Origin of the sequence: Streptomyces sp. NBC_00289 (assembly GCF_041435115.1) — a bacterium.
In the GTDB taxonomy this organism is placed as follows: Bacteria; Actinomycetota; Actinomycetes; order Streptomycetales; family Streptomycetaceae; genus Streptomyces.
Genome location: NZ_CP108046.1, coordinates 10,391,164 through 10,416,021, shown reverse-complemented (window position 1 = coordinate 10,416,021; position 24,858 = coordinate 10,391,164). Strand labels below are relative to the sequence as shown.

The window sequence follows — 24,858 nt, the reverse complement described above, 5'->3', positions numbered from 1 at the left end:
TTGATCTCGAAACGGACTGCATGAAGAATGCTTCAGGTCCCTCATCTGGGCTGGGCGAACCACCCAGACGCGTGACGTCCGGCCGGGGCTTCCCGTCCGCTGCCGCACGCGGCGGCCGGGTCGACGGGCTCGACGGCCTGAGGACAGTGGCGGTGGCGATGGTCCTCGTCTACCACGTCAGGCCGGACCTGCTGCCCGGCGGCTCGGTCGCGGTGGACGTGTTCTTCACCATCAGCGGGTTCGTCATCACCCGCCTGCTGATCGCCGAGTACTCCCGCACGGGCGGCATCGACCTGCGACGTTTCTACCGGCGGCGCCGGCAGAGACTCGTCCCCGCCCTGCTGGCCGTGTGCGCGGCGTGCGTCGTGCTGTCGCTGACCACATCGCTGTGGGCCTTCGACGGCGCCTCGGCGGCGGCCGGACTCGCGGCGGTCTTCGTCGTGAACATCGTGCGGGCCGGGGACGACGGCGCGTACTCCGACGTGACTGGTCCGCTGGCGCACACCTGGTCCCTCAGCGTAGAGGAGCAGTTCTACCTGCTGTGGCCGCTCGTCCTGCTGTTCCTGCTGCGGCGGTTCCGGGCCCGCACGGCCCTGGTGTGGACGGCCGTGCTGTGCGCGGCGCCGGTGCTGTGGCGGTACACGCTGTGGAACCCGGACGCGGCCCACCGCATCTACAACGGCACCGACACCCGCGCCGACCAGCTGCTCGCCGGCGCCCTGGTGGCCGTCGTCCTGGCCCGCCTCCACGCGGACGGCCCCCGGCTGGAAGCCCTGCGCGGATGGGCCGGCCGACTGGCCCCGCCGGCCCTGGGCCTGCTGTGCATGGTCGCCTGGAAGGTACCCGTCACCGGTGACGAGGGCGCCTGGACCGCCGCCTGGTACACCGTCGGATTCCTGGCGGTCGCGATGGTGTCCGCGACGCTCGTCACGGGACTCGAACTGCGCCGCGACGGACACCTCTCACGGCTTTTGTCCCTGGCTCCGCTCGCCTGGACGGGCCGCAATCTCAGCTACGGCATGTACTTGTGGCACTACCCGATCGTGCGCCTGCTGGCCTCCCTCGGCGTACAAGACGGCCGCCTGTCGGCCACGGTCGTGCTGTCCACCGCCATGGCCCTCCTGTCGTACGCCGTCATCGAGGCACCTCTCCAGCGCCGAGCCCGACGGCTCGGCTCGGTGCCTGGACACTGCTCGGCGCTGGGCACCTCGACAACAGCACCTCCCCCGACATAGCCCGCTGCCGACCGAGGCGGCCAACAGCGTCACACCGCCGAACCCGAGGACTGCGATCGCACGGGCTGCGGCCTGGGCCGGTGCGCGACGCGCTGCTGGCGCTGCCGCGCGAGGTGGTGATGCCGCAGGCGTACGTGCGGTGCAGAGCGCGTACCGACGGCGCTCATCGAGCAACTCGCATCCGGCGGCCAGCTCCTCGTGCACGTCACCAGCGCGTCGCCGTCATGGCCGGGCCTCGCCGTCGTGGAGCGCACCTGCGACGGGCGGATCGCGGCGGAGCTGCGGGCCGTGGAGTTCGCGCACCGGGCAGGCCACGGCATGGAGCGGATTGGCTGAGCGAGGAATTCCGCCAGCACATCAACGCCGAGCCGGGCACCCGGACTCAGCGAACCATACTGACACCGCCGGCCGACCGACCGGAGCCTATGGCTGGCCGCGTACCACCTCCTCGGCGGGCTGGTGCGGGACTTCAGCGCCGAGCATCTGGTGATCGGCGCGCCCGCCTGCGGCTCGTGGCTGCGCGTGGAACCGGTGGGCCACAAGCGCTGGAACGTCACCACCCAGGGGCCGCGCGACATCTGGAAGGCACTTCAGGACCTGGCGGCCCGGTGGCGGGCGGCCGGCAGCCCCAGCCGTACCGCCTCCACCTCGATCCGAACGGCGGCCAGCGGGCAGCCTCGGCGTGCGACCGCCGGTGTCGGAGATCCGGCGCTCGTAACGACTGTGGACCCGGGCCGACGAAGCCCCGCAGCTAGAGCAGGCAGCCGATAGCTCGCTGCCTCGGACCTGCAGCCGCACCGTCCGGCCGCTCACCCTGACGAAGTCGACGTGGAGCCTGACGAAGTGCGGGAACAGAACAGTGAGCTTCTTCAGCGTTGCTTCTCCAGGGTGAGGACGGCCTTGGCGATTGACGTGAGTGTGTTGGGGCTGACGCGGGCTTTTGCGGAAGATCCGCCAGGCTTTGAGTCGTGCGAAGGCCCGTTCGACGGGCGAGCGGAGTCGGGCGTGTGCCCGGTTGACGGCCTTCTCTTTGACGGTGAGCTCACGGTTTCGGTGTCTTTTGACGGGTGTGGCGAACGTTCCGCCGGCACCCTGGTACGCCTTGTCCGCGAGGGCGGGGATCTTCAGTCGCTCGCGTAGGTACACGAGCGTGATGAGGGCCCGCTGAGAGGCCGGCAGTTTGCACCGGCGGTCACCCTCGCGGGTGATGATCAGCATCGTGACCTACTCCACGAGGGCATGCGGAAGGTCGAGTGCGGCAGGATAGGTAACCAACAAGGCTCCCTGACAAATGAGTTGAGACGTGAGATCTCTCGCTCAACTGTCCGGGAGCCTTGTCCGTTACGAGCCCTTGTCTGTCACCCGATCGGTGGCCAACTCGAAGAAGCTCAGTGATGAGCTCAGCAACAGTCACCCAGCATGATCACGAGTCTTCATGATCGACATCTCGGGTTTCACGGAACTGATGCTGTTGGTGATCTCTAGGCCGTCAGCCTTTGGCAGAGCTGCCGGAAGTGGCTTGGTGGTCGTAGTGAAGCCGATGTGGTGCCGGGCGGGAAGCATTCGCTGAGTCGGACGATGAACCGCCCCGGGTTCGGTAGAGATCTCGGTTGGTGGTCGTGACCTGGGGTTTCGTGGTTGTCAGGTAGTAGTCGGTTTCGTACTCGACGGGTGGGACGTGGCCTATCTCACCGTGCAGGCGTCGGTGGCAGTACCAGTCGACCCACTCGGCGGTGGCCAGCTCGACCTGGCTGACGGTCCGGCCGGCGGCGGTGACGGCGGACAGCAGGTGGGCGGCGGGCCCGGTATCGGTGCGCGATCCGCGGGCACTCTTGCCGTCCACCGCGACCGTCTCCGCCCCGGCCGGGCCGTGTCCGAGAAAGTCGGCGAGGGCGCCGGGACACACCAGGACCAGCACCCGGCGCAGAGTGGAGAGCGAGGCCGCACGGCGTACCTGGAGAGGCCCGCGTGCATGAAACCCCGGGCGGGCGAGGGTGTCCTGGGGTGCGTGGCGGGCCCACTCGCCGATGGCCAGGTAGGAGCGGGCGCCGGCCAGGACCGCGCACGCGGCGGTCAGTAACACCGAGGTGAGCGTGTGGCGGCGTCCGCGCCGGCCACGGGGATCGGCCAGGGCACCCAGCCGGGCAGCCGTGTCCGACAGCTCACGCTGCTGACGGGTGGGCGACTTGATCAGACAGATGGTGGCAGACTGGCGGCACATCGAAGCTCCGGTGGTCGGGCGACTTGGTAGGTCTCCCTGATCATCGGAGCTTCGTTGCGTGCGGCATTGCCGGAGTGAAGGTTCGTCACATCCCTGTGACCTGCTGGTTCTCGCAGCCGTAAGGACTTTGAATCAGCCCTGATCCACGGGCCGGCCAACTCGACGATGAGCGCCCCGAGTCGACGCCTCGAGATGCCGTGCAGATGCGATGCAAGAGAGCCGTACGGGCCAAGGATCGCTTCACAACCATCCCAACCCGTACGGCTCTCCTCACGTTCCCCACCAGCCAAAACCGCTTTCGTACACCACACCGTTACTCCAACTCGCCTGCAGCATCATCTGTTTGAGGCGACTCAGAACCTCATTGTGAAACGATCAGTAAGCCGCCCGCAGGAAAGGTTCCGCTCTTCCGATAGTGGGCATAACTAGAACACGTCCGCCTATACGATTCCGGCGATACGGTACATGCCTACAGCCCTGTGGTCGCCGTGAATGCAATTGGCATGTGAGTTCAGCCGTTCCATGCAAGATCCGCCCCGCATTGGGAATGTGCCACAGTCTGATGGTCAATGGCACAACCTTGCTCTGATAGTCGACGGCTTGCCGAGCAGGGCAGATGTCGTGCTGTGATCTCGGCGTCGGCAGGCCCGCTATCGCAGTGACGTTGATCAGTGGCAGGGCGCCACCTTTGATCCTGTGCAAGTTTCGATGTGATCAACGTTGCCGACTCCGGCGGCCAGCAGCACCGGATATTTCTTCACCTTCGACAAGATTATTCTTGCGCATCTCGCGCAGCCTGGAAGAGAGTCCGGTGCCGCATATCAAGTTCCTGCCACTGTGGAATAGATACAAAGATCTTGAAATCCGATCCTTCCGTATCGGCCAACGTCGCTCTGATAGGAGGTCTGCCGAGATCGCACCAGTACATCTGCCCTGTTCAGCAAGCTATCGACCGGCGCAAGCAGAGTGACGTTGCACGTAGCGGCAGGCTGGTATTCATCGGCAGTTGCGAGTGGTCAGTGCCCTCCGGAAACGAGACCCCCTAACCCGACAGGAGAGGACTGCGCTCATGTCAATGAGTAGGAGGCGTCTACTGACCGGTGTAGCCGGCCTGTCGGTCGCCGCCCACGTGTTCAACTCCGCGGCGCCCGTCGCGGCACAAGGCGAGTATCTGGTCGGGCGCGGGATCTCGGATGTGACCGGGCCAGGGGCCGAGAACGGCATGATGGGTTACTCCTTGACCCAGCAGAAGACCACCGGGATCCATATTCGCTGCAGGGCTCGGGCGTATGTAGTGGTGGATTCTTCGGGCCGACGCGTCGTGTTCGTCACCGCCGATCTGGCTGCGATCTTCCAATCCGTGCATCAGGGTGTGCTGGCACGGCTGGCGAAGATGTACGGGGGCCTCTACACCGATCAGAACGTTCTGCTGAATGCCACGCACACACACTCCGCGTCTGGTGGCGAATCACATTACGCGCTGTACAATCTTGCGATCCTCGGATTCCAGCAGCAGACCTTTAGCAGCGTTGTCACGGGGATCGTCGAGGCGATCAGCAAAGCGCACAACGATCTCGAGCCTGGAAGCATGATGATCGGGCGCACTGAGCTCACCGACGCCAGTGTCAACCGGTCGAGGGTGGCGTTCGAGCGCAACCCTGCAGAAGACAGGACGCAGTTCCCGTTGGCGATCGATCCCGCTGTGACGGTGCTGCGGTTCAGGCAGGGCGGTCACGATGTCGGTTCGATCAACTGGTTTGCTACGCATGGCACGTCGATGACGGGTGCTAACCGGCTCATCAGCGGTGACAACAAGGGCTACGCCGCCTATGCGTGGGAGCATGACTACGCCGGGGTTCGCTACCTCGATGGTGTGCCTGGTTTCGTCGCGAGCTTTCCGCAGACCAATTCCGGGGACATGTCGCCGAATCTGAACCTTCGACCGGGGTCGGGACCGACGGAGAACGAGTTCGAGAATACTCGGATCATCGGCGACCGCCAGTTCCGTGCGGCACTGCGCGCATTCGGCTCGGCGACCGAGCAGGTCACCGGAGGGGTGGACTCCCGGCTGTGCTATGTGGACATGTCCGCGGTGGCGGTGGCCGGGCAGTACACGCCGGACGGGAGACTGCACTCGACGTGTACAGCCGCGATCGGCGTATCCATGCTGGCGGGCAGCACCGAGGATGGACCCGGAATCCCCGTGCCGGAAGGTGCCAAGAACCCGCTCGTCGAGGCGCTCGGCGGACTGGACGCGCCGATCCCGCAGGCTCTTGCCGATGCCCAGGCTCCGAAGCTCGTGGCCCTGCCCACCGGGGCAATGCGGCCATACCCATGGACACCAGATGTGCTGCCGTTGCAGATCCTTCGCATCGGTCAGCTGCACCTCGTCGCGGGACCCGCCGAGTACACGATCGTCGCCGGGCTGCGTATCCGCCGAACCGTGGCCGCGGAACTTGGTGTCCCGCTAGAGCACGTGCTCCTCCAGGGGTACGCCAACGCCTACAGCCAGTACGTCACGACACCCGAGGAGTACGACTCCCAACAGTACGAGGGCGGATCGACACTCTTCGGCCGCTACACCCTCCCCGCCTACCAACAGGAGTTCGCAAAACTCGCGGCCTCGCTCCGCACGGGAACGTTCCCCGACCAAGGCCCCGTCCCACGTGACCTGTCCGGAAGTCAGCTCAACTTTCAGACTGGCGTCGTCTTCGACGACCCGACGCCGTTCAGGAACTTCGGTGACGTCCTCACTCCGCCCAAGAGCAGCTACCGTCGCGGTGAGCGGGTCTCAGTGGGGTTCGTCACCGGCCATCCCAAAAACAACCTGCACCGCGGCGGAACCTTCCTCGAAGTACAACGTCTCACCGGTGGACAGTGGATCCGCCACGCCGACGACGGCGACTGGGCCACGAAATACCGCTGGACTCGCACCCTCGGCGCCACCTCCACCGCAACGATCACCTGGGACATCCCCGCGGACACACCCGTCGGCACCTACCGCATCCTCCACCACGGCGACTGGAAAAACGGACTCACCGGCCACATCACATCCCTCAGCGGCACCTCACATGCATTCACCATCTCTTGAAACCTCCGCGCCGCGCAGAACCCGTAACCGCGAAGGCTGACTTGGCGGATAGACACCCGCATGGAGGGTCTTCGCACGTGGCCGACCGGCTCGGATCCCCGGAGCTACTTGCGCGCCCTGGACACCGGAAAACCCATGACCACCCCACCCAGGCCCGCCGCCCGGTCCAAGTACCAGCGGTGAACCAGCCTGCACGCCCAGCCGCCGACGCGAAAACCGCCGAGCCTGGGAGCACACCGGGCTTCCTGCCCACTTCTGCCGACAGAACGGTCTCACCGAATAGGGGATGGAAAGCCCCGAGCTGAGCCGGCCTCAGTCAGACGACTCACGGACACCGTAATCAACCCTCGACGGAAAGTGACACGTCGGAGTCCGAACTGACCCCTTCGAGTCGGATCAGCGGCTGTCAACAGCGCGTCGCCGGAATCGACAAGAGAGGCATCAGCATGAAGACCAGATCCTCCACACTGGCCGTGGCGGCCACTTGTCTCGCGGCCGCCACGGTGTTCGGCACCACCGCGAGCGCCGAGGCGGCGCCCCGGAGCACAGCCGCCATAGCTCCGTCCCTGAACATCGTGTCCAGCAACACGATGCTGCTCCCGTCCGTGGTCGTCGACCAGTGGGCGCAGGACTTCCGTGGCGGCCTCATTGGCACATCAAGCTATACGCAGAACCACGACGTCGTCGTCTTCCAGGAACTGTTCGACAACAGCGCCTCAAACATCCTGCAGAACAAGATGAAGGCGCAATACCCGTACCAGACGCCGGTGATCGGCCGTTCCACCAGCGGGTGGGACTCCACACAAGGCGACTACTCCTTCTTCACCCCGGAAGACGGCGGCGTCGGCGTCATGAGCCGCTGGCCGATCACCAAGAAGGTGCAGTTCATCTACAACGAGTCCTGCGGCAACGACAGCCTCTCCGGAAAAGGCTTCGCCTACGTCCGGCTCAACGTCAACGGAACCGCGGTCAACGTCATTGGAACCCACCTCCAGTCGGACGACGACGGCTGCGACGCCAGCGAGCCAGCACGGGTGCGGACGGCCCAGCTCAGGGAGATCCGGGCCTTCGTCGACAAGCTCAAACTCCCGGCGAGCGAAGAAGTCGTCTACGCCGGCGACATGAACATCGACCGCTACAGGCCCGAGTATTCGACCCTGCTGTCGACCCTGAACGCCGCAGCGCCCTCCTTCGCCGGTGTGCCATACACCATGGATCCGGCCACCAACTCGATCGCCAAAGCCCGCTACACCGGCGAGCCACGCCAGTGGCTCGACTACATCCTCTTCAGCAACTCGCACGCCCGCCCTGCGACCTGGACCAACACTGGGCTCAACGTCCACCCCCACACCTGGACATTGAACGACACGCAGTACTACGACTACTCGGACCACTACCCGATCCAGGGCTCGTGATCAGGCCTTTCACCGCTCGTTCGGGGTCTGTCCAGTAAACGGTGTAAGCGGTTTGGTTTCTGGAGCCTTTTCCATGTGTACGGCTGGCGGGTGAGGTGGTGGGGCGGCGTTGACTGTGGCGTGACGAACGGGGCATCCCGCTGGTTTGGAAAGTCGCCAAACGTATCCTCACCTGCGGAGATGCCCCGTGTTCTTCTATCCTGCCGCATGCGACCTCGACGAAGAGCTCCTCGAACTGGTGACGATGGCGATCGTCGCGTGTGACGGTGACCGTGCCTGCAAGCTGCGCCCGTACGATCGGGCCCGGTGCACGCTGGTCTACCTGCGCAAGCACGACACCTTCGAACAGCTCGCCGCAGGGTTTGGTATCGGTGTGGCCACGGCCTGGCGCTACACGAACGACACGATCGAGTGCCTAGCTGCTTTCGCCCCGTCGTTGACCGAGGCGCTGACCAGCCATCACGCCGACGGATACGTGCTGCTGGACGGCACCGTCGCGGAGACCGACCGGGTCCAGGAGCCAGGCCACTTCTCCGGGAAGGTCCACCGTGAGGGCGTGAACCTGCAGGTCATCACCGCGGAAGAGGGGAAGCTGCTGTGGCTCTCGCCCGCCCTGCCCGGAGGCACCCACGACGTGAAGGCCGCCCGCGAGCACGGCATCATCGACACCTGCGCACAGCTGGATCTCGAGGTCCTGGCGGACAAGGGCTACGCCGGAGCCGGCGGCACGGTCATCACTCCGATCAAGCGCCGCCCGAAGACCGAGCTCAGCGACAAGCACAAGAAGTCGAACAAGGTCCACGCGGCCCTGCGGGCTCCCATCGAACGGACGATCTCCCGGATCAAGCGGTGGCGGATCTTTCGCCACGCCCGTACCAGTCCGAACAGGCTCACGTCAGCCGCCGCAGCGATCCTCACCCTCATGATCTACACGTGAAAAACGCTCCTGGGTTCAGATTCGGTTGTTGGTGAGGCGTCCGTCGAAGGCGATATCGAAGGCCTGGAGGGCTCGTTTCCAGCGGGTGGTCCAGCGTTTTCGGCCGGTGCCGGTCGGGTCGAGGGACATCACCGCGAGGTAGACGCACTTCAGAGCGGCGTTCTCGGAGGGGAAGTGGCCGCGGGCCCGGACCGCCCGGCGGATCCGTGCGTGGACCGACTCAATGGCGTTGGTGGTGCAGACGATCCGGCGGATCTCCGCGTCGAACTGCAGGAACGGCACGAATTCGGCCCACGCGTTCTCCCACAACCGCACGATCGCAGGGTATTTGCTGCCCCATTCCTCGCTGAATTCGAGGAACCGGCTGGGGGCCGCGTCCTCGGTCGGCGCCGTGCAGACCGGCTTCAGTGCTTTGGCGATCTTGTCCCAGTCCTGGGGCTGGCATAGCGGAACGATGCCCGCAGGAGGTGGACGACGCAGGTCTGGACGACGGCCCGCGGCCAGACCTCGCCGACCGCGTCGGGCAGGCCCTTGAGCCCGTCGCAGACCAGCATGAGGACGTCTTCGGCGCCGCGGTTTTTCAGCTCGGTCAGGACGCGGAGCCAGTGCTTGGCGCCTTCGCCTCCCTCGCCGCCGGCCCACAGTCCCAGGATGTCGCGGTGCCCCTCGGCCGTGACTGCCAGAGCCATGTATATCGGCCTGTTGGCGACCTGGCCCTCGCAGATCTTGGTTCTGGCGATGATCTTGTGATTCGGGCGGTGGGGCTCACCGTGTGAGCAGGACGCGTTTGCGAAGGAGATCGAGACTGGCCCTGCCGAACATCTGGCGTTTCAGCATCTTCAGCCGGTTGATGTTGCCCTCGACGGCGCCGGAACTGTGCGGTAGAGACAGCCCGTTGCGGACTGCGTCGAAGTCGCGGCGGAGGTTGCGCGCGAAGCCCGCAAGCGGAGCCAGACTGTCCTGTTCGACGTCGATGATCCAGTCTTCGAGGCGGTCGCCGTGCCGTCCGGTCATCATCGCGGCGAACTTCCTGACGTGAAGAGTGAGCCGGTCAAGTTCAGGATCGCGCTCACGCAACCGGTGCAGGTTGTCAGCGTCCTCGTCCCGCAGGTGCTCGGGGTGCGTCATGATCCAGGAGGTGACCTCGCGGACCGAGGGAGGCTTCGGTCCCGGATCGGGTGCGTGTCCGCGCCCGGTCCGGTAACGCCGCAGATGCCGCTGAACGGCCAACTCGCCGCCGGAATAACCGAGTTGCTTGATCTCCCGGTAGAGCTGGGCAGCGTTTCTGACACCCTCGTTCCAGCGCCGGTGCAGGTAGCCGACGTACGGATCAACGACATGCGCTCGTTGGAGGTTCTTGGCCACGACATCGTCGGCGGAGCGTGCGTTGACCAGTTTGCGGACGGTGGCCTGGTGCAGCCCGAGCTTCCGGCCGATCGCCGCCTTCGACATCCCCTGCTGCCACAGTTCGTGGGCGGCAGCATGCTGCTCACGCAGCCGGATCACGATCTTCAGCTCTTTCGGCGGCTGGACCACCTCGGGTTCCACCTCCACGAGGTCGGGGCCGGAGGCTGAGCCGGGATGCGGTTCGGTCAGGTGGGAGCGATGGGCGTTGACCGTCTTCTCAACCGCTTGGCCGAGGTTGGCCCACAGGTGATAGCGATCCGCGACCTGTTCGGCCTGCGGCGCCCCGACCCGAGCGCCCTCCCCGTAACCGCTGGAACGGTCTCGGCAAATGACCCTCACCTCTGGGTGATCGCGGAGCCAGGCGGCCAGGTCCTCCCCGTCGCGGCCGTCGTAGATGTGCAGCGGACGGTGGGTGGCCATGTCGATCAGGACCGTGCCGTAGTGGCGGCCCTTGCGGAAGGCGAAGTCGTCGACCCCGAGGATCTCCACCTCGCCGATCTCCGGCTCGGGCAGGGACCTGACCAGCCGCAACAGCGTATCCCTGCCCACGGTGAGGCCGACCGCGGCCGCCAAACGGGCTCCTGCCCGGCCGGCCAGGGACAGGCCGATCTGCGTCAACACCCCACGCAGCTGCGGGGTATGTCGGCTGTGCGGGGTGGTCAGTCCCGCGATCTGCTCGGCAAACGTCACCGCCGTGCAGGCAGGGTTCTCACAGCGGAAGCGGCGTATGCCTAACTCGATCACGACGCCGAGCCCGCCCACGGCGACATCACGCAGCCGGCGTACATACCGGCCGTGCACCCGTGCCGAGCTTTGGCCGCACCGGCAAGCCGCGGTCGTCGCTCGCGCGCGCGTCCTCAGCACCACCTTGTCGGGCCGCCGCTGGACCTCCTCGATCAGCAACGCGGACAGGTAGGGAAACAACTCCAACAGCACATTACGAGAGCACGCGATGCATGATCGCGAACATCTGAAACGACCTGCACAAGCGTCCGGATCACAAGATCGTCGCCAGAACCCAGATCTTCACGTTGATGCAGTCGATGAAGACGACCGGGTAGACGCGGCGGTTTCCATCAGTGGTTGCGAATCACCTGGTCAATGGGCCTGTGAGGCATTCTTGCATGGCCTCGGCCGGGGTCTTGTCCCCGAGGACGATGCGGGGTCGGTGGTTGAGTTGGCGGGCGACGGCGCGAAGGTCTTGTGCGGTGTGGACTGACAGATCGGTGCCTTTGGGAAAGTACTGCCGCAGCAGGCCGTTCATGTTCTCGTTGGTGCCGCGCTGCCAGGGCGAGTGAGGGTCGCAGAAGTAGATCCGGAAGCCGGTGAGGGCCTCGATGTCCTCGTGGAGCGTCAGTTCGCGCCCCTGGTCCCAGGTGAGGGTTCTCTTCATCTGGGGCGGGATATGCGCGGTCGGCGTGATCAGCGCGTTGCGCACCTGCGGGGCCTTCCAGCCGCCGGGCAGGTGGATCAGGTGAACGTAACGGGTGGTGCGCTCGACCAGGGTGCCGATCGCCGAGCCCTGTCCGCGGCCGATGATGAGGTCTCCCTCCCAATGCCCGGGAGATCTGCGGTCGTTGACCTCAACGGGGCGCCGGTGGATCAGCGTCATGTTCTTGATCTTGTTCAGGGTGGGCACGCCGCGACGCTGCTTCTTGCGTCGGGTTCGGCCGGTGCGGAGCTTGGCGTCGCGCCGGCCGAGGAGGCCGGCAAACAGGGCCCGGTAGATCGTCTCCGGGCATGCCCGCATCGATGTGTCGTGGGCGTGTTCGCGGGCCAGGTGACGCGAGATCTGCTGAGGAGACCACTTCTCAGTGAGCTTCTCGCGCACGAACGTCCGCAGCGGCTCGCCGACCCGGATCTTCTCCTCTTTGGGACGCCTGCGACGCAGGAGGGCGCGATTGTGGGCCCACCAGGGGTTGTAGCGGCCGTCCGGCTTGCTGTTGCGCTCGATCTCCCGGTAGACGCTCTGAAAGCTCTTCCCGATCGAGGCCGCGATCCGCTTCACGCTCTGATCGGAGTGCAGGCCGTCGGCGATCGCGATGCGGTCGTCCTGGGTGAGGAAGCGCGGCGATATCGGGCCGGGGTCAGCAATGATCATGCTCCCAGCATCGATGAACCACAACGAACCGCAGCTCGTGGACACCCCGACCTGGCGGGCGGCAGCCGCACCTCGATACCCCGCGTGCAGCAGCTCGAAGTACCTCTTCTTCACCGCAGTCGGCACTCTGTTGGGGGCGTACCTCGGCATGCAAACACTCTCCTTCCGGAGCGTTCGCAACAACCAATAGAACTCAAGCACGGTCGAGAGGACGGCTCTGCCATTCCGCCATGCCGTCCATGACCTTGATGCTCCTATCGTTGGTGCGGCAGCGAGCCAGCTGCGATAGGCGTCGGCGAAGGTGTCATCGCGTCGGAGGCCCGTTCGATGTTGGAGATGACGGCGGGCCAGACGCCGAGGTGGTTCGCTGCGGCGGTGAGCGTGATGTTCTTGGCCTGGCGGGCGAGCCTGAGATCCGCGACCTCAGGAACCTGGACTGCAGTTGTCAATAGACGGAAGACCTCCCGGGCGATGGCGCGTTTGAGGAGCCGGATGATTTCCTTCTTCGCCCGACCGGCATCGGTTTGACGCTCCACGTAGTCACGGGTGCGCTGGTCGCGGCGCATGCGGACGAGCGCAATGCGGTAGAGGGCTCCGTTCGCGGCGCGGTCGCCGCCGCGTGAGAGCCGGTGACGGCTGGTCTTGCCGCTGGAGGCCGGAACCGGGGCGACACCGCACAGAGCGGCGAAGGACGCTTCGGTGCGCAGGCGGGCGGGGTTGTCACCGGCGGTGTGTCGGCGTACACACGATCGTCCCCGGTCGCGTACGAGTGAAAAGGGACGCTTGATGGTGCGGTGAATCGTGGTGCCCGGCACTCTTCTGCTCGTCCGGTGAAGGGTGGCGGAGGGTGGTGACGCGGTGGTTTTGGACCCGCAGCGCTGGCTGGAACTGCGGCGGTTCCGTGCTCTGGTCGAGTCAGGGGCGGTCAGTCTGACCGAGGTGGCCAAGGAGACTGGGCTGGACCGCAAGACGGTCCGCAAGTATCTGTCGAGCACGGCGGCGTCGGTGCCGCCGAGGCGGACGTCGAACGGCCGGCCCCGGAAGAAGGCGGTCGACGAGGTCGCCCCGTTGATCGACGCGATGCTGCGGGCAGAGATCCTCATCAAGGGTGCTGTGGTGCACGAACGCCTGGTGAAGGAGTACGGCTCGACGATCAACTACCAGCGGGTCAAGCTCTATCTGCAGGAGGCCCGGCCGCGGATCGCGGGTGAACTGGGGATCGAGCCGCGGGAGTTGGCGGGTATGCACCGCCGCTTCGAGGTGGTTCCCGGGGCCCAGGCTCAGGTCGACTGGGGCGATGAAGGCAAGATCCTCGCCCACCTGGGAATCCCGAAGGTCTACTCGTTCCATATGGTGCTGTCGTACTCGCGCGATCCGTTCTGCTGCTTCACCACGAGCCAGGACCTGCAGACCTTCTTCGACTGCCACCGGCGGGCATTTGCGCACTTCGGCGGGGTGCCGATGTCGATCGTCTACGACCGGACCAAGACCGTCGTGCGCCGGCACGTCGCTCCCGGTGAGGCGGTTCCGCTGCATCCGGAAGCGGTCGGCTTCGCCGGCCACTACGACTTCGACATCGACGTGCTGGCCGCCTACCGGCCCACCGGGAAGGGTCGGGTCGAACGCCAGGTGTTGATCGTGCGTGATCACGTGCTGGCCGGGCGGGCGTTCTCCTCGCTCGAGGAGTTGGATGCCGCGTTCTTGGCGTGGGTGCCGCAGCGACGCGCCCGCACCCACGCCACCCACCACGAGGTCATCGGACACCGGGCCGCCCGGGATCACGCCGCCCTGAAGCCGTTGCCGTCCTCGCCCTATCTGGTGGCCGAGCGGCATCTGCGGCCGGTGGGCAAGGACTGTCTGGTCGCGTTCGGCGGGAACCTCTACTCGGTGCCCGCCCGCAAGGTCCGCCCGCGTCAGCTGGTGGAGATCAGAGCGACGAAATCCCAGGTCATGCTGCACACGACCGTCCCCGATGCCAGCGGCGAGACGTTGCTGTCCAGCCATCCGCGGGCGGTCGGCCGCGGCGTGGTTGTCAAGCAGGATGAGCACTGGGACGGCCTGCCAACCGGCAAGAACCGCCGCACTACGACGGGCGACGAGCCGCCACCACCGCAGAGCGAGTTCCCCGCGGCGGGTCGCATCGGGCCCTTGCAGGCCCTGTTGAACCGGGCCGCTGCAACCCAGATCGAGGTCGGGCGGCGGCCGCTGTCGGTCTATGACGAACTGACCGGCACCCGGCCCTTCACCACCAACTCCCCGACGAAGGAGTCGTCTTGAGCGAGCTGACCGGCAACCGCATCCGCACCACGGCCGGCAAGCTCGGCCTGCCCCACCTGGCGGAGACCATCAACGAGTACACCCGCCGAGCCGACGAGGCGAAGATGGGCTACCTCGACTTCCTCGACCTGGTCCTTTCCGAAGAGCTCGCCGTCCGCGACGACCGCCGCTTCCGCCAGGGCCTGCGACTGTCCAAGCTGCCACACCACAAGACGCTGGACGAATACGACTTCTCGTTCCAGCCCGAGCTCGACCCGCGCAAGGTCAAAGACCTCGCCAGCCTCTCCTTCGTCGACGGCAAGGCGAACGCCGCGCTGCTGGGGCCACCGGGAGTGGGCAAGACGCATATCGCTGTCGCTCTCGCTGTCGCGGCCTGCCGGGCCGGCTACTCGATCTACTTCACCAGTCTCGACGACATGGTCCGCAATCTGAAGGCTGCCGAGTCGGCCGGACGGCTGGTCAACAAACTCGGCACCTACCTGCGGCCGAGCGTCCTTGTGATCGATGAGGTGGGCTACCAGCCCCTCGAACGGGCCGAGGCGAACCTGGTCTTTCAGGTCATCTCCAAGCGTTACGAGAAGGGCTCCATCATCCTGACCTCCAACAAGACCTTCAGCGAATGGGGACAGGTGTTCGGCGACGAGGTCCTCGCCACCGCGATCCTCGACCGGCTCCTCCACCACTGCGAAGTGATCGCGATCAACGGCCCGAGCTACCGGCTCAAGAACCGCCTCCAGGCCATCGAGCGGGAGAACGAAGTGGCCTAACACCTGGGGACGTTCAAACGTACCGGCCCGGCCCGAAGCGAGAGTACGCCGACACGGTGATCAGTAGTTGCGTAGCGGTGTCGGGACCGATGCCGTAGGTGGCACGCAGGCCAGGGTTGAGTCGCGTGACCAGGACGTCCAACTCCGCGGTCAGAGCGGCGTGTTCGGTGGTCAGATTTTCAACGCGTTGTGCGAGCACGCGCAGAGAGATCAAGATCGGGTCGCTGCCGGCCCGGAGCCGGACCAGGGCGTCGATACGCCTGTCACCGCGCAGCACCTCGTACTTCGCGCGGATATTCTCGGGCGCGCTGATCAGGATGTGTCCGATCTGGTTCAGCGCTGCTGTACGGGCCTTGATCGCGGATCGTGCCGCATTGTGCAGAGCCCGGATTCCGGCAATGGCATCGCCTTGGGAGCACTGCTGGCCCGGCCGGACACGACCGCACGAGCTGCGGCGTAGGCATCAATCGGATCAGATTTCCCGATCCTGCGGCGCTCGGCCTTGTCCGGCCCGTTGACTTCGACCACGGTGACGCCGGCCTCGCGGGCCGCGCGCGTGAAGCCCGCCCCGTAGGAGGACGTGCCCTCCACCCCGACGGCAGCAACGCTGCCGTGGGCTGCGAGGAAGGCCAGAGCAGCCTTGTATCCGGCGGCCGTTGTGGGAAACTCAGCATCAGCGACCTGCCCACCGCGGTCTGTCACCACGGCGACGTGGACAGTGTCGGCATGAGAGTCCACACCGCCGATCACCACGTGCTCGATAGCTGCTGCAGTGTCCGTTCCTGTCATGCTGAAGATGCCTTCCTGACCGGAGGTGGCTCCAGCCGGGTGGGGCAGACAGGACAGTGATGGGGCCTCTGACCAGGCTCCTATGAGGTCATGATCCACCCGGCCGGGGCCTCGGGAACGGGCCCCGGCAGCCGGACAGACCAAGGCGAAGACAGTCCAGCAGGACGTCAGTAAGGGCTCAGTGTGATTTAACGTCTGCGGGTTCGGGAGTGTCGGCGGGTGGGCTGATGGTGTAGTTCCACTGGCCGTGGGTTTCGTGACGGGTCAGCGGGAGGGCCTTCATGGCCTTGTCGCTGATCTTGATGCCTGTGGGGTAGACACCGGTGTCCAGGGCCGCGGACACGGTCAGGCCGGTCTCGGTCGTCGTCGCACCGATCAGGGAAACGGCGGCCTCGTGGCTGGTCAGTGGTGTCCCGCGCCAGTTCATGGTGATTGCGGAGAACAGCCGGTGCTCTATGCGATTCCACTTCGAAGTACCCGGCGGCAGGTGCAGCACGGTGATCGACAGGCCGGTCTCGGCGGCGAGGGCAGCCAGCCCGGTCTTCCAGGCCCGTAGTCGGCTGCCGTTGGATCCGCCGCTGTCCGCGGTGATCGTCAGTGTCGTGGCCTGCGGATATGCGGCCCGGCCGACGTTGTTCCACCAGGTCCGCAGGGTGTTCACGGCGAACGCGGCGGTGTCGTGATCCATGCCGACGCTGACCCAGCCGGCGTTGGCGCCGATGTCGTAGACGCCGTAGGGGATGGCTTTGCCGGCCGGTCCGGGGAAGTCGTGGACGTTGACCTTCACCGGGTCCCCAGGCGGTCGCCATTCCTTGCCGACGTTCTTGAAGTTCCCGATCAGTTCCTTTTTCTTGCAGTCCACGGACACGACGGGCTGTCCGGCAGCGAGGGCCGCCCTGACCTGATCGTTGAGGTAGCGGAACTGGGCGTCGCGGTCGGGGTGCTGCTTGCCCTCGACGGTTTTGGCGTTGCCCTGCAAGGAGTAGCCGGCCTCGTGCAGCAGTCGGGCCACGACGTTCTCGGTGCACCGGTGTCCCCGATTGACCAGCTCGGCAACCAGGTGCGACAGCGATTTCGTGGTCCAGCGCAGCGGGTTCATCGGATCACCACGAGTCTCCGGCTCGACCAGGGCATCCAGGTCCACGGCCAGTTGCGGGTCCAGGACCTCGGCCCGTCTGCGGCCGCCTCCCGGCCCCCGGGACCGCCCGACCGCCAGCGGCTGCGGATCGTCCAGTTCCCCGCGGCCCCGTCGGATCGTGTCCTGGGACACCCCGGTCGCCTCACAGACGATCCGTGCACCGCCGCCACCCAGCTCACGAGCCTCGTTGCCGAGCCACAACCGTCGCTGCCGCTCGGTCAGGTGATCCCGGATCGCCTCGTAGCGCCGGGCCAGGGACTCCATATCGATCGGCATAGCAGGAAACGTACGCGCCGCGCGACTGATTCATAACTTGTTTCGCTACGAGCCCTAAGTGATCGAGCCACGACCACCGGGAACCCGGATACCACTATCACTGTCGGTGATGGTGGAGATGGTCTGCTTGGAGACCTCCGCCCCGTAGACCTCGGCCAGGTGAGCGGCGATCTCCCCATGGGTGAGGCCCTTCGCCGAGAGCGACAGGACCATCTCGTCGACTCCGGTCAGCCGCCGCTGTCGCTTCCTGACGATCTGCGGCTCGAACGTGCCCGAGGTGTCACGCGGGACCTTGACCTCGACCGGCCCGACGTCGGTCAGCACGGTCTTGGCTCGGCTCCCGTTGCGGGAGTTGCCGCTGCCCCGGCCGCCGGCATCGTGCTTCTCATAGCCGAGGTGATCAGTGATCTCACCTTCCAGGGCAGATTCCAAGACCCGCTTGGTCAACTGCTGCAGCAGCCCACCCTGCCCGGTCAACTGCAGTCCCTCCGACCGGGCCCGTTCCACCAACATCGCGACCAGCTGCTCATCGGACACGGGCGCAGGCTTCCCGGACGGGACGCTCTCGACAGGTTCCACGGTCTCCAACTCCACGGCGGTGTCGGTCACTTGACGTCTCTCCCATGATCGTCGGATCCGCCGTTAGATTTACACTCCCCCGGGCGAGGAAGGTAATGACCGATGTCGGCCCGGTGGTGGTGAACGTGCCCGTGACCGGCTCGGGACCTTCCGTCCCGGACTGCTACGGCAGCTGTAGATAGCCGCTGCTGAGTTCTGATAATGGTGTGGCGTCGGCGTATGTGTGCCAATTCCGGTGGCAGAGGCGGGCGCGGTGTTGATGGCGGCGGCGCCAGATGGACCACCACAGCAGGTGGTCGGGGTCTCGTCGGGGTGGCGGAAGGATCAAGACCCGTAGCAGGCGGAGGAGTTCGTGGCTGCTGAGCGGGACGAGGTCGGCTTCGGCGGGGTCGTCGCGGGTGGTCTGGGCGGCGCGTTCGAGGGCGGCGGTGACGGCCGGGAAGGCGTAGGCGACCAGGGCGATCACGTTTCAGCGGTGCCAAGAGTTCCAGCAGGTGACCTGCCTTTGTCGAGGTGGCAGGTCTCCTTCGCGTCCTGGAAGTCGTCCTCTACCCGCCACCTGCGGCACACCAGTGACACCAGTCGCGCCAGCGTTACCGGCCCGGGGGCGAAGCAGCGGTAGTGGGACACGGTGCGGGTGTAGCGGTGCCGGCGGACCAGCAGCACGGACGTCCCGTGTCGTGATCGTGCCCGCCGGGGGTGTCGTCGGCGGTGACCTCGATCATCGCCCAGTCGTAGTCGCGTACGCCCTTCTGGCCCGCGCCGGTCCGCATCCGCTGCCAGGCCCGCTTGGGCAAGAGGGTGACGGCCTGGGCCACGCTCAGCTTCGTGGCCGGGGTGGTGACCTGGTGATTGGAGCGCACTGCCACTAGCCCAGGCCCAGCTCGCGGCAGGCGGTATGCAGTTCCCGTCCTCCGTAGACCTCATCCCCGAGGAAGAACGAGGCGGATACGCCGCCCTGCCCGATGGCGCTGCGGAGCATGTCCACCGCGAGCTGAGGCTTGGTCGCAAAGCACAGCTCGTCGGGGACACCGGTCAGCTCGCGGCGTTCCTCGTCACCGGCCCATTCCTTGGTGAAGTACAGGCGCCGGTCGATCAGGCAGTGCCCGGCGGCTGTGGCGAAGGTGAGGTGCACAGCGACTGGCACAGATCCACGCCGCCGAGGGCCTGTCCATAAATAACTTTCAGAGTTGACCTGCGAGATGGTCGTCAGTGGGACGCTGGAATGTGACTGTGCCTTCGCAAGTCCGTTTTCCCGCTGCCGAGTTGCAGTGCAGGTTCGAGCAGGTTCTGCCGCATCTCGATGAGCGCCGTCGCCGGCTTTACCTCGCCAGCGAGGCCGTCTCGCTCGGTCATGGCGGAATCACCCTGGTAGCTGCCGCCTCCCGAACCAGCACCGCCACCATCGCGCGCGGCATCGCCGAACTGGAGACGCACGTGGCGCCGACGCACCGTATCCGGGCTCCGGGAGGCGGGCGCAAGCCGTTGACGGCCACCGACACCGGTCTGCTGCCGGCTCTGGAGATGCTGATCGAGCCGCATACCCGCGGCGATCCAGTCTCCCCGCTCCGCTGGACCACACTGTCGCTGCGGAGCTTGGCCCGGGCCCTGTCCGCGCAGGGGCACCTGGTCGGCGCTACGACCGTCGGACGTCTGCTGCACGCGATGGGATATAGCCTGCAAGGCACGGCCAAATCATTGAAGGCGCACGCCATCCGGACCGCGACGCCCAGTTCGCCCAAATCAACGCCACCGCCACCGCCTTCCTTGACGACGGCGAGCCGGTGATCAGCGTTGACACCAAGGCCAAGGAGTGGATCGGCAACCGCGACCGGCCCGGCCGTGTCTGGCGCCCCGGCAAGGACCCGATCAAGGTGGACTGTCACTCCCACCTCTTCGATGACGACCAACCGGCGGCCATTCCCTATGGGGTCTATGACCTGGCCACCAACACCGGCTGGGTCAACGTCGGGATCGACCATGACACCGCCGAGTTCGCCACCGAATGCATCCGCCGCTGGTGGCACCGCCGCGGGCGAGTGGACCATCCGGATGCGGACCGGTTGCTGATCACCGCGGGACGCCGACGGCTCGAACAACCCCCGCTACTGGACCTGGAATAAGCAGTTGCACACCTTCGCCCGCGAGAGCGGACTGGAGATAACCGTGTGTCACTTTTCCGCCGGGTACTTCGAAGTGGAACAAAATCGAGCACCGAATGTTCTGCCATATCACCGCCAATTGGCGCGGTCGGCCGCTGACCAGCTACCAAGTCGTGCTCGAGACCATCGCCGCAACGACCACTGCGACCGGGCTGAGGATCGGTGCCGAACTGGACACTGGCGACTACGCCCTCGGCACCACCGTCACGACCGCCGAGTTCCACGCCCCCTGCCGATCACACCCGATGCGTTCCACGGCAACTGGAATTACGTTCTGGCCCCGGATCCCCCAAGCCCTTCCGAAGCACCGGCGACTCGTCGGCCGATCGATCCCGCTGTGACCTCGATGCTTTCCGATCCGGCGCTGACCGGCATGGCTCGCTCCGAGTTCGCACGCCTCGTGGCGATCTCGGAACCGTACTGGGACGCCCTGGCCGAGGCAGCCTTCCAGCGTCGCTTCCACTGCCCACGGGGCTACCTCCTCGCCGCCGCAAGGCCGCAAGGCCGCAAGGCCGCAACCAGCACCCTGATGGCTCAGATCCTGAGCGTCACACGCACCAACCTGTCCAACCTGTTCCAGGACGGCCACCGAATTCTCGACCTGCACCGCATCCCCGTCACGCCGATACCCGGCTCACCAGCACGCACGCTCCAGCAACTGCAAACTCGTCTAACGTCCGTGGAGAACACCCCCACAGATCAACTCTGACAGTTATTTACGGACAAGCTGTCGGTGACGTGCGCAACTGCCAGGTCATGGTGATGCTCACCTACGCCTCCCGCGCATACACACCTTCATCGACCGGCGCCTGTACCTGCTCCATGAGTGGGCCGACGACCCCGAGCGCCGCCGCGAGGCCGGTGTCCCCGACACCGTCAGGGGTCTGTCGTTCTCGCGATTGGCGGGGAATGATCAGTTGAGTCCGAGGGCGGTCGGCGGCCGGGTCATGCCCGCCCGTGACTACAGGGTCCTCATTCGACCAACCAGCCCACCGCCCACCGTCAGCCGGCGGCCCTGCCGTGGCGGGACATCCCCGTCCAGCACACCGCCTCCGGGGCAGGACACGGCAGGCGCGAGTCCCGCTCGATCAAGACCTGCGCCGTCGCGGACGAACTCGGCGGGATTGCCTTTCCCTACGCCCGCCTGGCCATCCGCGTCCACCGCCGCCGCAAGCAGACCGGCAAGCGCGAGACCCGTGAGAACGTCTACGCCGTCACCAGCCTCGACGCCCACCAGGCCGGCCCGACAGACCTGGCCGCCGCAATCCGCGGGCACTGGGGAGTGGAGAACTCCTCGCACCACATCAGAGATGTCACCTTCGCCGAGGACGCCTGCACCGTCCACGCCGGAACCGCACCACGGGCCATGGCGACCCTTCGCAACCTCGCCATCGGCGTACTGAAGACCCTCGGAGCCGACAACATCGCCAAGACCACCCGGGTGATCCGCGATGAACCCCAGCGAGCACTCCCCATCCTGGGCATCACCAACGATCCGGACACCTACGGAACTTGATCAAGCCCTGGCACCTTCACCCCACAGAGACAGGATGGAAACGGCTCAATGAGCCTCTTCAGCGGGCACTCCCCAAGGTGAATGGGTGCCCGAAGGTTGACCGCGGCACGGCCTGCAGCGATCGGCAAGCTTTGCGGAGACGGCCGTCACCCGATCGGTGCCAAGCTGAAGAAGCTCAATCACGCGTTTCGGCAGGCTTGATCGAATTCTTGATCTATCGCCAGACGCAGCCGCTCCATCCCTTCCGGGACGCCGCCTTCCATCCCTGCAGAAACGGCCGCCTCGTAATCTTTTGCCAACTCCCCATGCAATGATAGAACCTGAGAAATCTTACACCCTCTGGGCAAGGTGGGCGAGGAGGAGAATACCCACTTGGCAAGAAGTTTCGTCCTGGGGACTGGGAACATTATTTCCGCCTGCGATCCCTTAATTACGTTCACTATTTCCCAACGTACGGGATCGCCTTCTTTGGTCACGGTAACGCCTTGACCACCAATGGAAAAAGTACCCTCCAGGCGGACCTCAATAATCGCCGGATCTACGTTCACCCAATTTTCGACGTTCGACCAAAAGTCCCAAGCGAACTTGCGGGACGCCTTGGTTTCAATTTCACTAGAGAATGACCACACTGACGGAATTCCTTTAATGGGATGAATCCTGAGAGATGCGGGCAATATTACCGGACCGCCTGGGCTCGTGGGACTGATCCTTTTCAGCCTGGCGTGTGTGCCGGTGGGAAGAGATTGCCGGAGGCCTTTTACTGAGGTCTTCTCACCGAAACTTATTGCCAGGTGTTGTTGAGGGCGCGGGCGGTGGTGGGGCGGGGCATGGGGGTGCTGGCAGACGGTGCGGGTGCCGAGATCAACGGAGCCGCCAGGATGAGAAAATACGTCAGGCCGCGCATTGTAGTGTGCTGATCTATGTGGACCCGTACCCTGCTCGATGAACGCGGCCTGCACGGCCGGATTGCGCGCAAAGGCGAAAAGGCGCCGGTCCAGGCAAGCCGGAGGTGGCACGTGGAGCGCACCCATGCCTGGCAGAACGCCTTCCACCGCCTCGCCCGCTGCTACGAGCGCCGGGCCACCGTCATCGACGCCTTCTTCGATCTCGCCGACACAATCATCACCGTCCGCAGCCTGATCCGCCAGGCATGGACAACCCACCGCTGGGACGAACGCCCCCACCGCCGTCCATCAGTACACGCCTATCTGCGCGACCTCTTAAGCCGTAGGCCGTGGGTTCGAGCCCCACCCGCCCCACTGAGCTTGTTCAGTTCGGCTACTGATCGGGTGAGGTGTGGTGAGGGCGGAACGGGCAGAGCCCCAGGGCTGTTGAGCGAGGTGTCTACGCTCAACTCTTCAGCCTTGGGGCTCTGTTGGTTCCTTATCGTGCCGTACTCGATGTTCCGCATGCCCTGGTGGAGTGGGTCACGATGCTCATTGTCACCCGTGAAGGTGACCGCAGGTGCAAGCTGCCAGCGTCCGAGCGCGCCCTGGTCGCACTGGTATACCTGCGGAAGAACGACACCCTGCGTCAGCTCGCGGCCGGCTTCGGTATCAGCCTGGGCACCGCACACGCCCACGTGCACGCCGTGATCGGCCACCTCGCAGAGCTCGCGCCCGGTCTGACCGCGGCCCTGAGATCGCCCCGACGCCCGCTACCTGCTGCTGGACGGGACACTCGCCGAGTGCGACCGGACCGGCGACGGCCGGGCGGACTACTGGGGAAAGCACCGCCGGCACGGCGTGAACCTGCAGGTGGTGACCGCTCCCGACGGCACGCTGGTGTGGATCTCGCCCGCGCTGCCCGGCCGGACCCACGATCTGACCGCGGCCAGACGGCACCGGATCATCGCTACGTGTATCCGCCTGGGCATCCCGATCCTGGCCGACCGCGGCTACCAGGGCGCCGGTGACATCGTCGTCGTGCCCCACAGACGACGACCGGGCAAAGACCTCACCGTCAAACAGAGAAGCGTCAACCGGGCGCACTCGCGTCTGCGGTGGTCCGTCGAGAGATCCATCGCATCGGTCAAGACCTGGCGGATCCTCCGCAAAGCCCGCTGCAACCCGAGCCGGATGACGTCAATCGCCAGAGCCATTCTCACCCTGGAGACTCACCGCTGAACAAGCTCACTGATTCCTAATGCCGATTGTCAAGTAAGCATTCAGAAGGTCGGCCGTGCGTCCGTCTCCTGACGATGTGACAGGTGCGGGGTGGGTGCGGCAGGATCCGTGGTCATGCTGTCCGGGCTGGAGTCTGCGTCGCGTGAGGATCTCCTCGCGATCGGGCTGCTTTAGCGACAGGTGGCGGCCGTGGAGGCTCAGGCGGCGGAACTGGCCGCGGCCAACGATCGGTTGACGGCGCGGGTGGCGGAGCTGGAGCGTCGCCTGGGGCGTAACTCCGGGAACTCCTAGATGCCGCCGTCCTCGGACACCTTCGGCTGCGGTTTGGTGCGGAAGGCTGGATCCGAGCGGCCGCGGGCGAAGTGATGGGCAGGGGTGTAAGGAGTCGCGTGCATTCGGGTAGTACACGCGGCCGTCGGTCCACACCGTGGTCACAGTGGCAACGCCGTTGTCCGTCTTGCCCAGCCGGCCCAGCCACTGCCCGCCCACGTGCGCGGTCGCCGTGCCGTCCTTGCGGTCCCCGCAATCGTCGACCACGATGACTCCGCCGTCGTGCGGAGCCGTCGCCGACTCCTCGCGCAGCAGCTCAAGCCGCCGCTCGTTGACCAGCTCGGCCTCCCACGGCGACTCCGACAGGAAGAACTTGCCACTGCACCCCCGGCATCCCCGCGCCTGCCACCGGCTCTGCTCCTGCCAGGCAGGTGATCGTCTTGTTCCGCTCCCGCGGCGCCAGCAACCCGGTCAGATACTCGCGAAATCCTCGCCGCTGGGCCAGGCTGAAGAAGAGGTCGTCGAACCGGGCCGCGTACTCCTCCAACGGC

19 protein-coding genes and 9 pseudogenes are annotated in these 24,858 nt (G+C 65.8%); 13 read left to right on the top strand and 15 right to left on the bottom strand.

The window, feature by feature from the left end; all coding sequences use genetic code 11:
* The first annotated feature begins 71 nt into the window (after positions 1–71).
* From OG985_RS47685 to OG985_RS47675, 3 genes are all read left to right on the top strand, one after another.
* Complete coding sequence (locus OG985_RS47685) at positions 72–1,235, top strand: acyltransferase family protein (RefSeq protein WP_371666499.1); 1,164 nt, start codon at positions 72–74, stop codon at positions 1,233–1,235.
* Between the two features lie 165 nt (positions 1,236–1,400).
* Positions 1,401–1,571 carry a hypothetical protein gene (locus tag OG985_RS47680; protein WP_371674211.1) on the top strand — a complete coding sequence of 57 codons (171 nt, stop codon included), beginning with the start codon at positions 1,401–1,403 and terminating at the stop codon, positions 1,569–1,571.
* 123 nt (positions 1,572–1,694) lie between these two features.
* A complete protein-coding gene (locus tag OG985_RS47675; protein WP_371666500.1) occupies positions 1,695–2,006 on the top strand; it encodes a hypothetical protein in 312 nt (103 codons plus the stop codon).
* Positions 2,007–2,104: 98 nt separating this feature from the next.
* On the opposite strand, the pseudogene OG985_RS47670 reads toward OG985_RS47675, so the two are convergent.
* Together OG985_RS47670 and OG985_RS47665 are read right to left on the bottom strand one after the other, a co-directional pair.
* A pseudogene (locus OG985_RS47670) lies at positions 2,105–2,453 on the bottom strand (transposase family protein).
* Positions 2,454–3,123: 670 nt separating this feature from the next.
* A pseudogene (locus tag OG985_RS47665) lies at positions 3,124–3,456 on the bottom strand (transposase family protein); the annotation flags it as partial.
* A 1,069-nt stretch (positions 3,457–4,525) separates the two neighbouring features.
* Between OG985_RS47665 and OG985_RS47660 the strand changes: the two are divergent.
* From OG985_RS47660 to OG985_RS47650, 3 genes are all read left to right on the top strand, one after another.
* On the top strand, positions 4,526–6,547 hold the full coding sequence (locus OG985_RS47660) for a neutral/alkaline ceramidase (protein WP_371666501.1): 2,022 nt from the start codon (positions 4,526–4,528) through the stop codon (positions 6,545–6,547).
* A 446-nt stretch (positions 6,548–6,993) separates the two neighbouring features.
* On the top strand, positions 6,994–7,962 hold the full coding sequence (gene sph, locus OG985_RS47655; protein ID WP_371666502.1) for a sphingomyelin phosphodiesterase: 969 nt from the start codon (positions 6,994–6,996) through the stop codon (positions 7,960–7,962).
* A 187-nt stretch (positions 7,963–8,149) separates the two neighbouring features.
* Positions 8,150–8,899: a transposase family protein gene (locus OG985_RS47650; RefSeq protein WP_371666503.1), complete on the top strand. Its 750-nt coding sequence runs from the start codon at positions 8,150–8,152 to the stop codon at positions 8,897–8,899.
* Positions 8,900–8,914: 15 nt separating this feature from the next.
* Here OG985_RS47650 and OG985_RS47645 read toward each other — a convergent pair.
* The 4 genes and pseudogenes from OG985_RS47645 to OG985_RS47630 form a co-directional block, all read right to left on the bottom strand.
* Positions 8,915–9,627: pseudogene (locus tag OG985_RS47645) on the bottom strand (IS256 family transposase); the annotation flags it as partial.
* A 37-nt stretch (positions 9,628–9,664) separates the two neighbouring features.
* The gene (locus OG985_RS47640; protein ID WP_371666459.1) at positions 9,665–11,236 is read right to left on the bottom strand and encodes an ISL3 family transposase; all 1,572 of its coding nucleotides are present in this window, start codon (positions 11,234–11,236) and stop codon (positions 9,665–9,667) included.
* A gap of 160 nt (positions 11,237–11,396) precedes the next feature.
* Positions 11,397–12,407 (bottom strand): IS30 family transposase, encoded by a 1,011-nt coding sequence (locus OG985_RS47635; RefSeq protein ID WP_371674192.1) that lies wholly within the window; start codon positions 12,405–12,407, stop codon positions 11,397–11,399.
* Between the two features lie 443 nt (positions 12,408–12,850).
* Positions 12,851–13,138, bottom strand: a pseudogene (locus OG985_RS47630) (transposase); the annotation flags it as partial.
* 127 nt (positions 13,139–13,265) lie between these two features.
* Here OG985_RS47630 and istA point away from each other — a divergent pair.
* Both istA and istB read left to right on the top strand, forming a co-directional pair.
* On the top strand, positions 13,266–14,684 hold the full coding sequence (gene istA / locus OG985_RS47625; RefSeq protein ID WP_331719138.1) for an IS21 family transposase: 1,419 nt from the start codon (positions 13,266–13,268) through the stop codon (positions 14,682–14,684).
* The gene (istB, locus tag OG985_RS47620) at positions 14,681–15,451 is read left to right on the top strand and encodes an IS21-like element helper ATPase IstB (RefSeq protein WP_189845846.1); all 771 of its coding nucleotides are present in this window, start codon (positions 14,681–14,683) and stop codon (positions 15,449–15,451) included. Before istA ends, istB begins: the two co-directional genes overlap by 4 nt.
* 13 nt (positions 15,452–15,464) lie before the next feature.
* On the opposite strand, the gene OG985_RS47615 is transcribed toward istB, so the two are convergent.
* From OG985_RS47615 to OG985_RS47585, 7 genes and pseudogenes are all read right to left on the bottom strand, one after another.
* Positions 15,465–15,728, bottom strand: a complete 264-nt coding sequence (locus OG985_RS47615) for a hypothetical protein (protein WP_371666505.1) — start codon at positions 15,726–15,728, stop codon at positions 15,465–15,467.
* A gap of 56 nt (positions 15,729–15,784) precedes the next feature.
* Complete coding sequence (locus tag OG985_RS47610; RefSeq protein WP_371666506.1) at positions 15,785–16,240, bottom strand: transposase; 456 nt, start codon at positions 16,238–16,240, stop codon at positions 15,785–15,787.
* A gap of 220 nt (positions 16,241–16,460) precedes the next feature.
* A pseudogene (locus tag OG985_RS47605) lies at positions 16,461–17,654 on the bottom strand (ISAzo13 family transposase); the annotation flags it as partial.
* Between the two features lie 102 nt (positions 17,655–17,756).
* Positions 17,757–18,167: pseudogene (locus tag OG985_RS47600) on the bottom strand (transposase); the annotation flags it as partial.
* Positions 18,168–18,396: 229 nt separating this feature from the next.
* Positions 18,397–18,699 (bottom strand): hypothetical protein, encoded by a 303-nt coding sequence (locus OG985_RS47595; RefSeq protein ID WP_371666507.1) that lies wholly within the window; start codon positions 18,697–18,699, stop codon positions 18,397–18,399.
* Between the two features lie 127 nt (positions 18,700–18,826).
* Entirely contained in the window at positions 18,827–19,096 is a 270-nt protein-coding gene (locus OG985_RS47590) for a hypothetical protein (RefSeq protein ID WP_371666508.1), read from the bottom strand.
* Positions 19,097–19,101: 5 nt separating this feature from the next.
* Positions 19,102–19,380: a transposase gene (locus OG985_RS47585; RefSeq protein ID WP_371666509.1), complete on the bottom strand. Its 279-nt coding sequence runs from the start codon at positions 19,378–19,380 to the stop codon at positions 19,102–19,104.
* Between the two features lie 86 nt (positions 19,381–19,466).
* Between OG985_RS47585 and OG985_RS47580 the strand changes: the two are divergent.
* The 3 genes and pseudogenes from OG985_RS47580 to OG985_RS47570 all read left to right on the top strand — a co-directional run.
* Positions 19,467–20,678: pseudogene (locus OG985_RS47580) on the top strand (ISAzo13 family transposase); the annotation flags it as partial.
* Positions 20,679–20,732: 54 nt separating this feature from the next.
* Entirely contained in the window at positions 20,733–21,104 is a 372-nt protein-coding gene (locus tag OG985_RS47575) for a hypothetical protein (RefSeq protein WP_371674708.1), read from the top strand.
* A gap of 306 nt (positions 21,105–21,410) precedes the next feature.
* The gene (locus OG985_RS47570) at positions 21,411–21,911 is read left to right on the top strand and encodes an ISAs1 family transposase (RefSeq protein ID WP_371674703.1); all 501 of its coding nucleotides are present in this window, start codon (positions 21,411–21,413) and stop codon (positions 21,909–21,911) included.
* 179 nt (positions 21,912–22,090) lie between these two features.
* Here the strand turns inward: OG985_RS47570 and OG985_RS47565 are convergent, their stop codons facing one another.
* Positions 22,091–22,540, bottom strand: a complete 450-nt coding sequence (locus OG985_RS47565) for an SRPBCC family protein (protein ID WP_371666510.1) — start codon at positions 22,538–22,540, stop codon at positions 22,091–22,093.
* Between the two features lie 297 nt (positions 22,541–22,837).
* Between OG985_RS47565 and OG985_RS47560 the strand changes: the two are divergent.
* A pseudogene (locus OG985_RS47560) lies at positions 22,838–23,104 on the top strand (IS5/IS1182 family transposase); the annotation flags it as partial.
* 182 nt (positions 23,105–23,286) lie between these two features.
* Positions 23,287–24,037, top strand: a pseudogene (locus tag OG985_RS47555) (transposase family protein).
* 6 nt (positions 24,038–24,043) lie between these two features.
* Here OG985_RS47555 and OG985_RS47550 read toward each other — a convergent pair.
* Positions 24,044–24,619: a transposase gene (locus OG985_RS47550; protein WP_371674702.1), complete on the bottom strand. Its 576-nt coding sequence runs from the start codon at positions 24,617–24,619 to the stop codon at positions 24,044–24,046.
* Between the last annotated feature and the right edge of the window lie 239 nt (positions 24,620–24,858).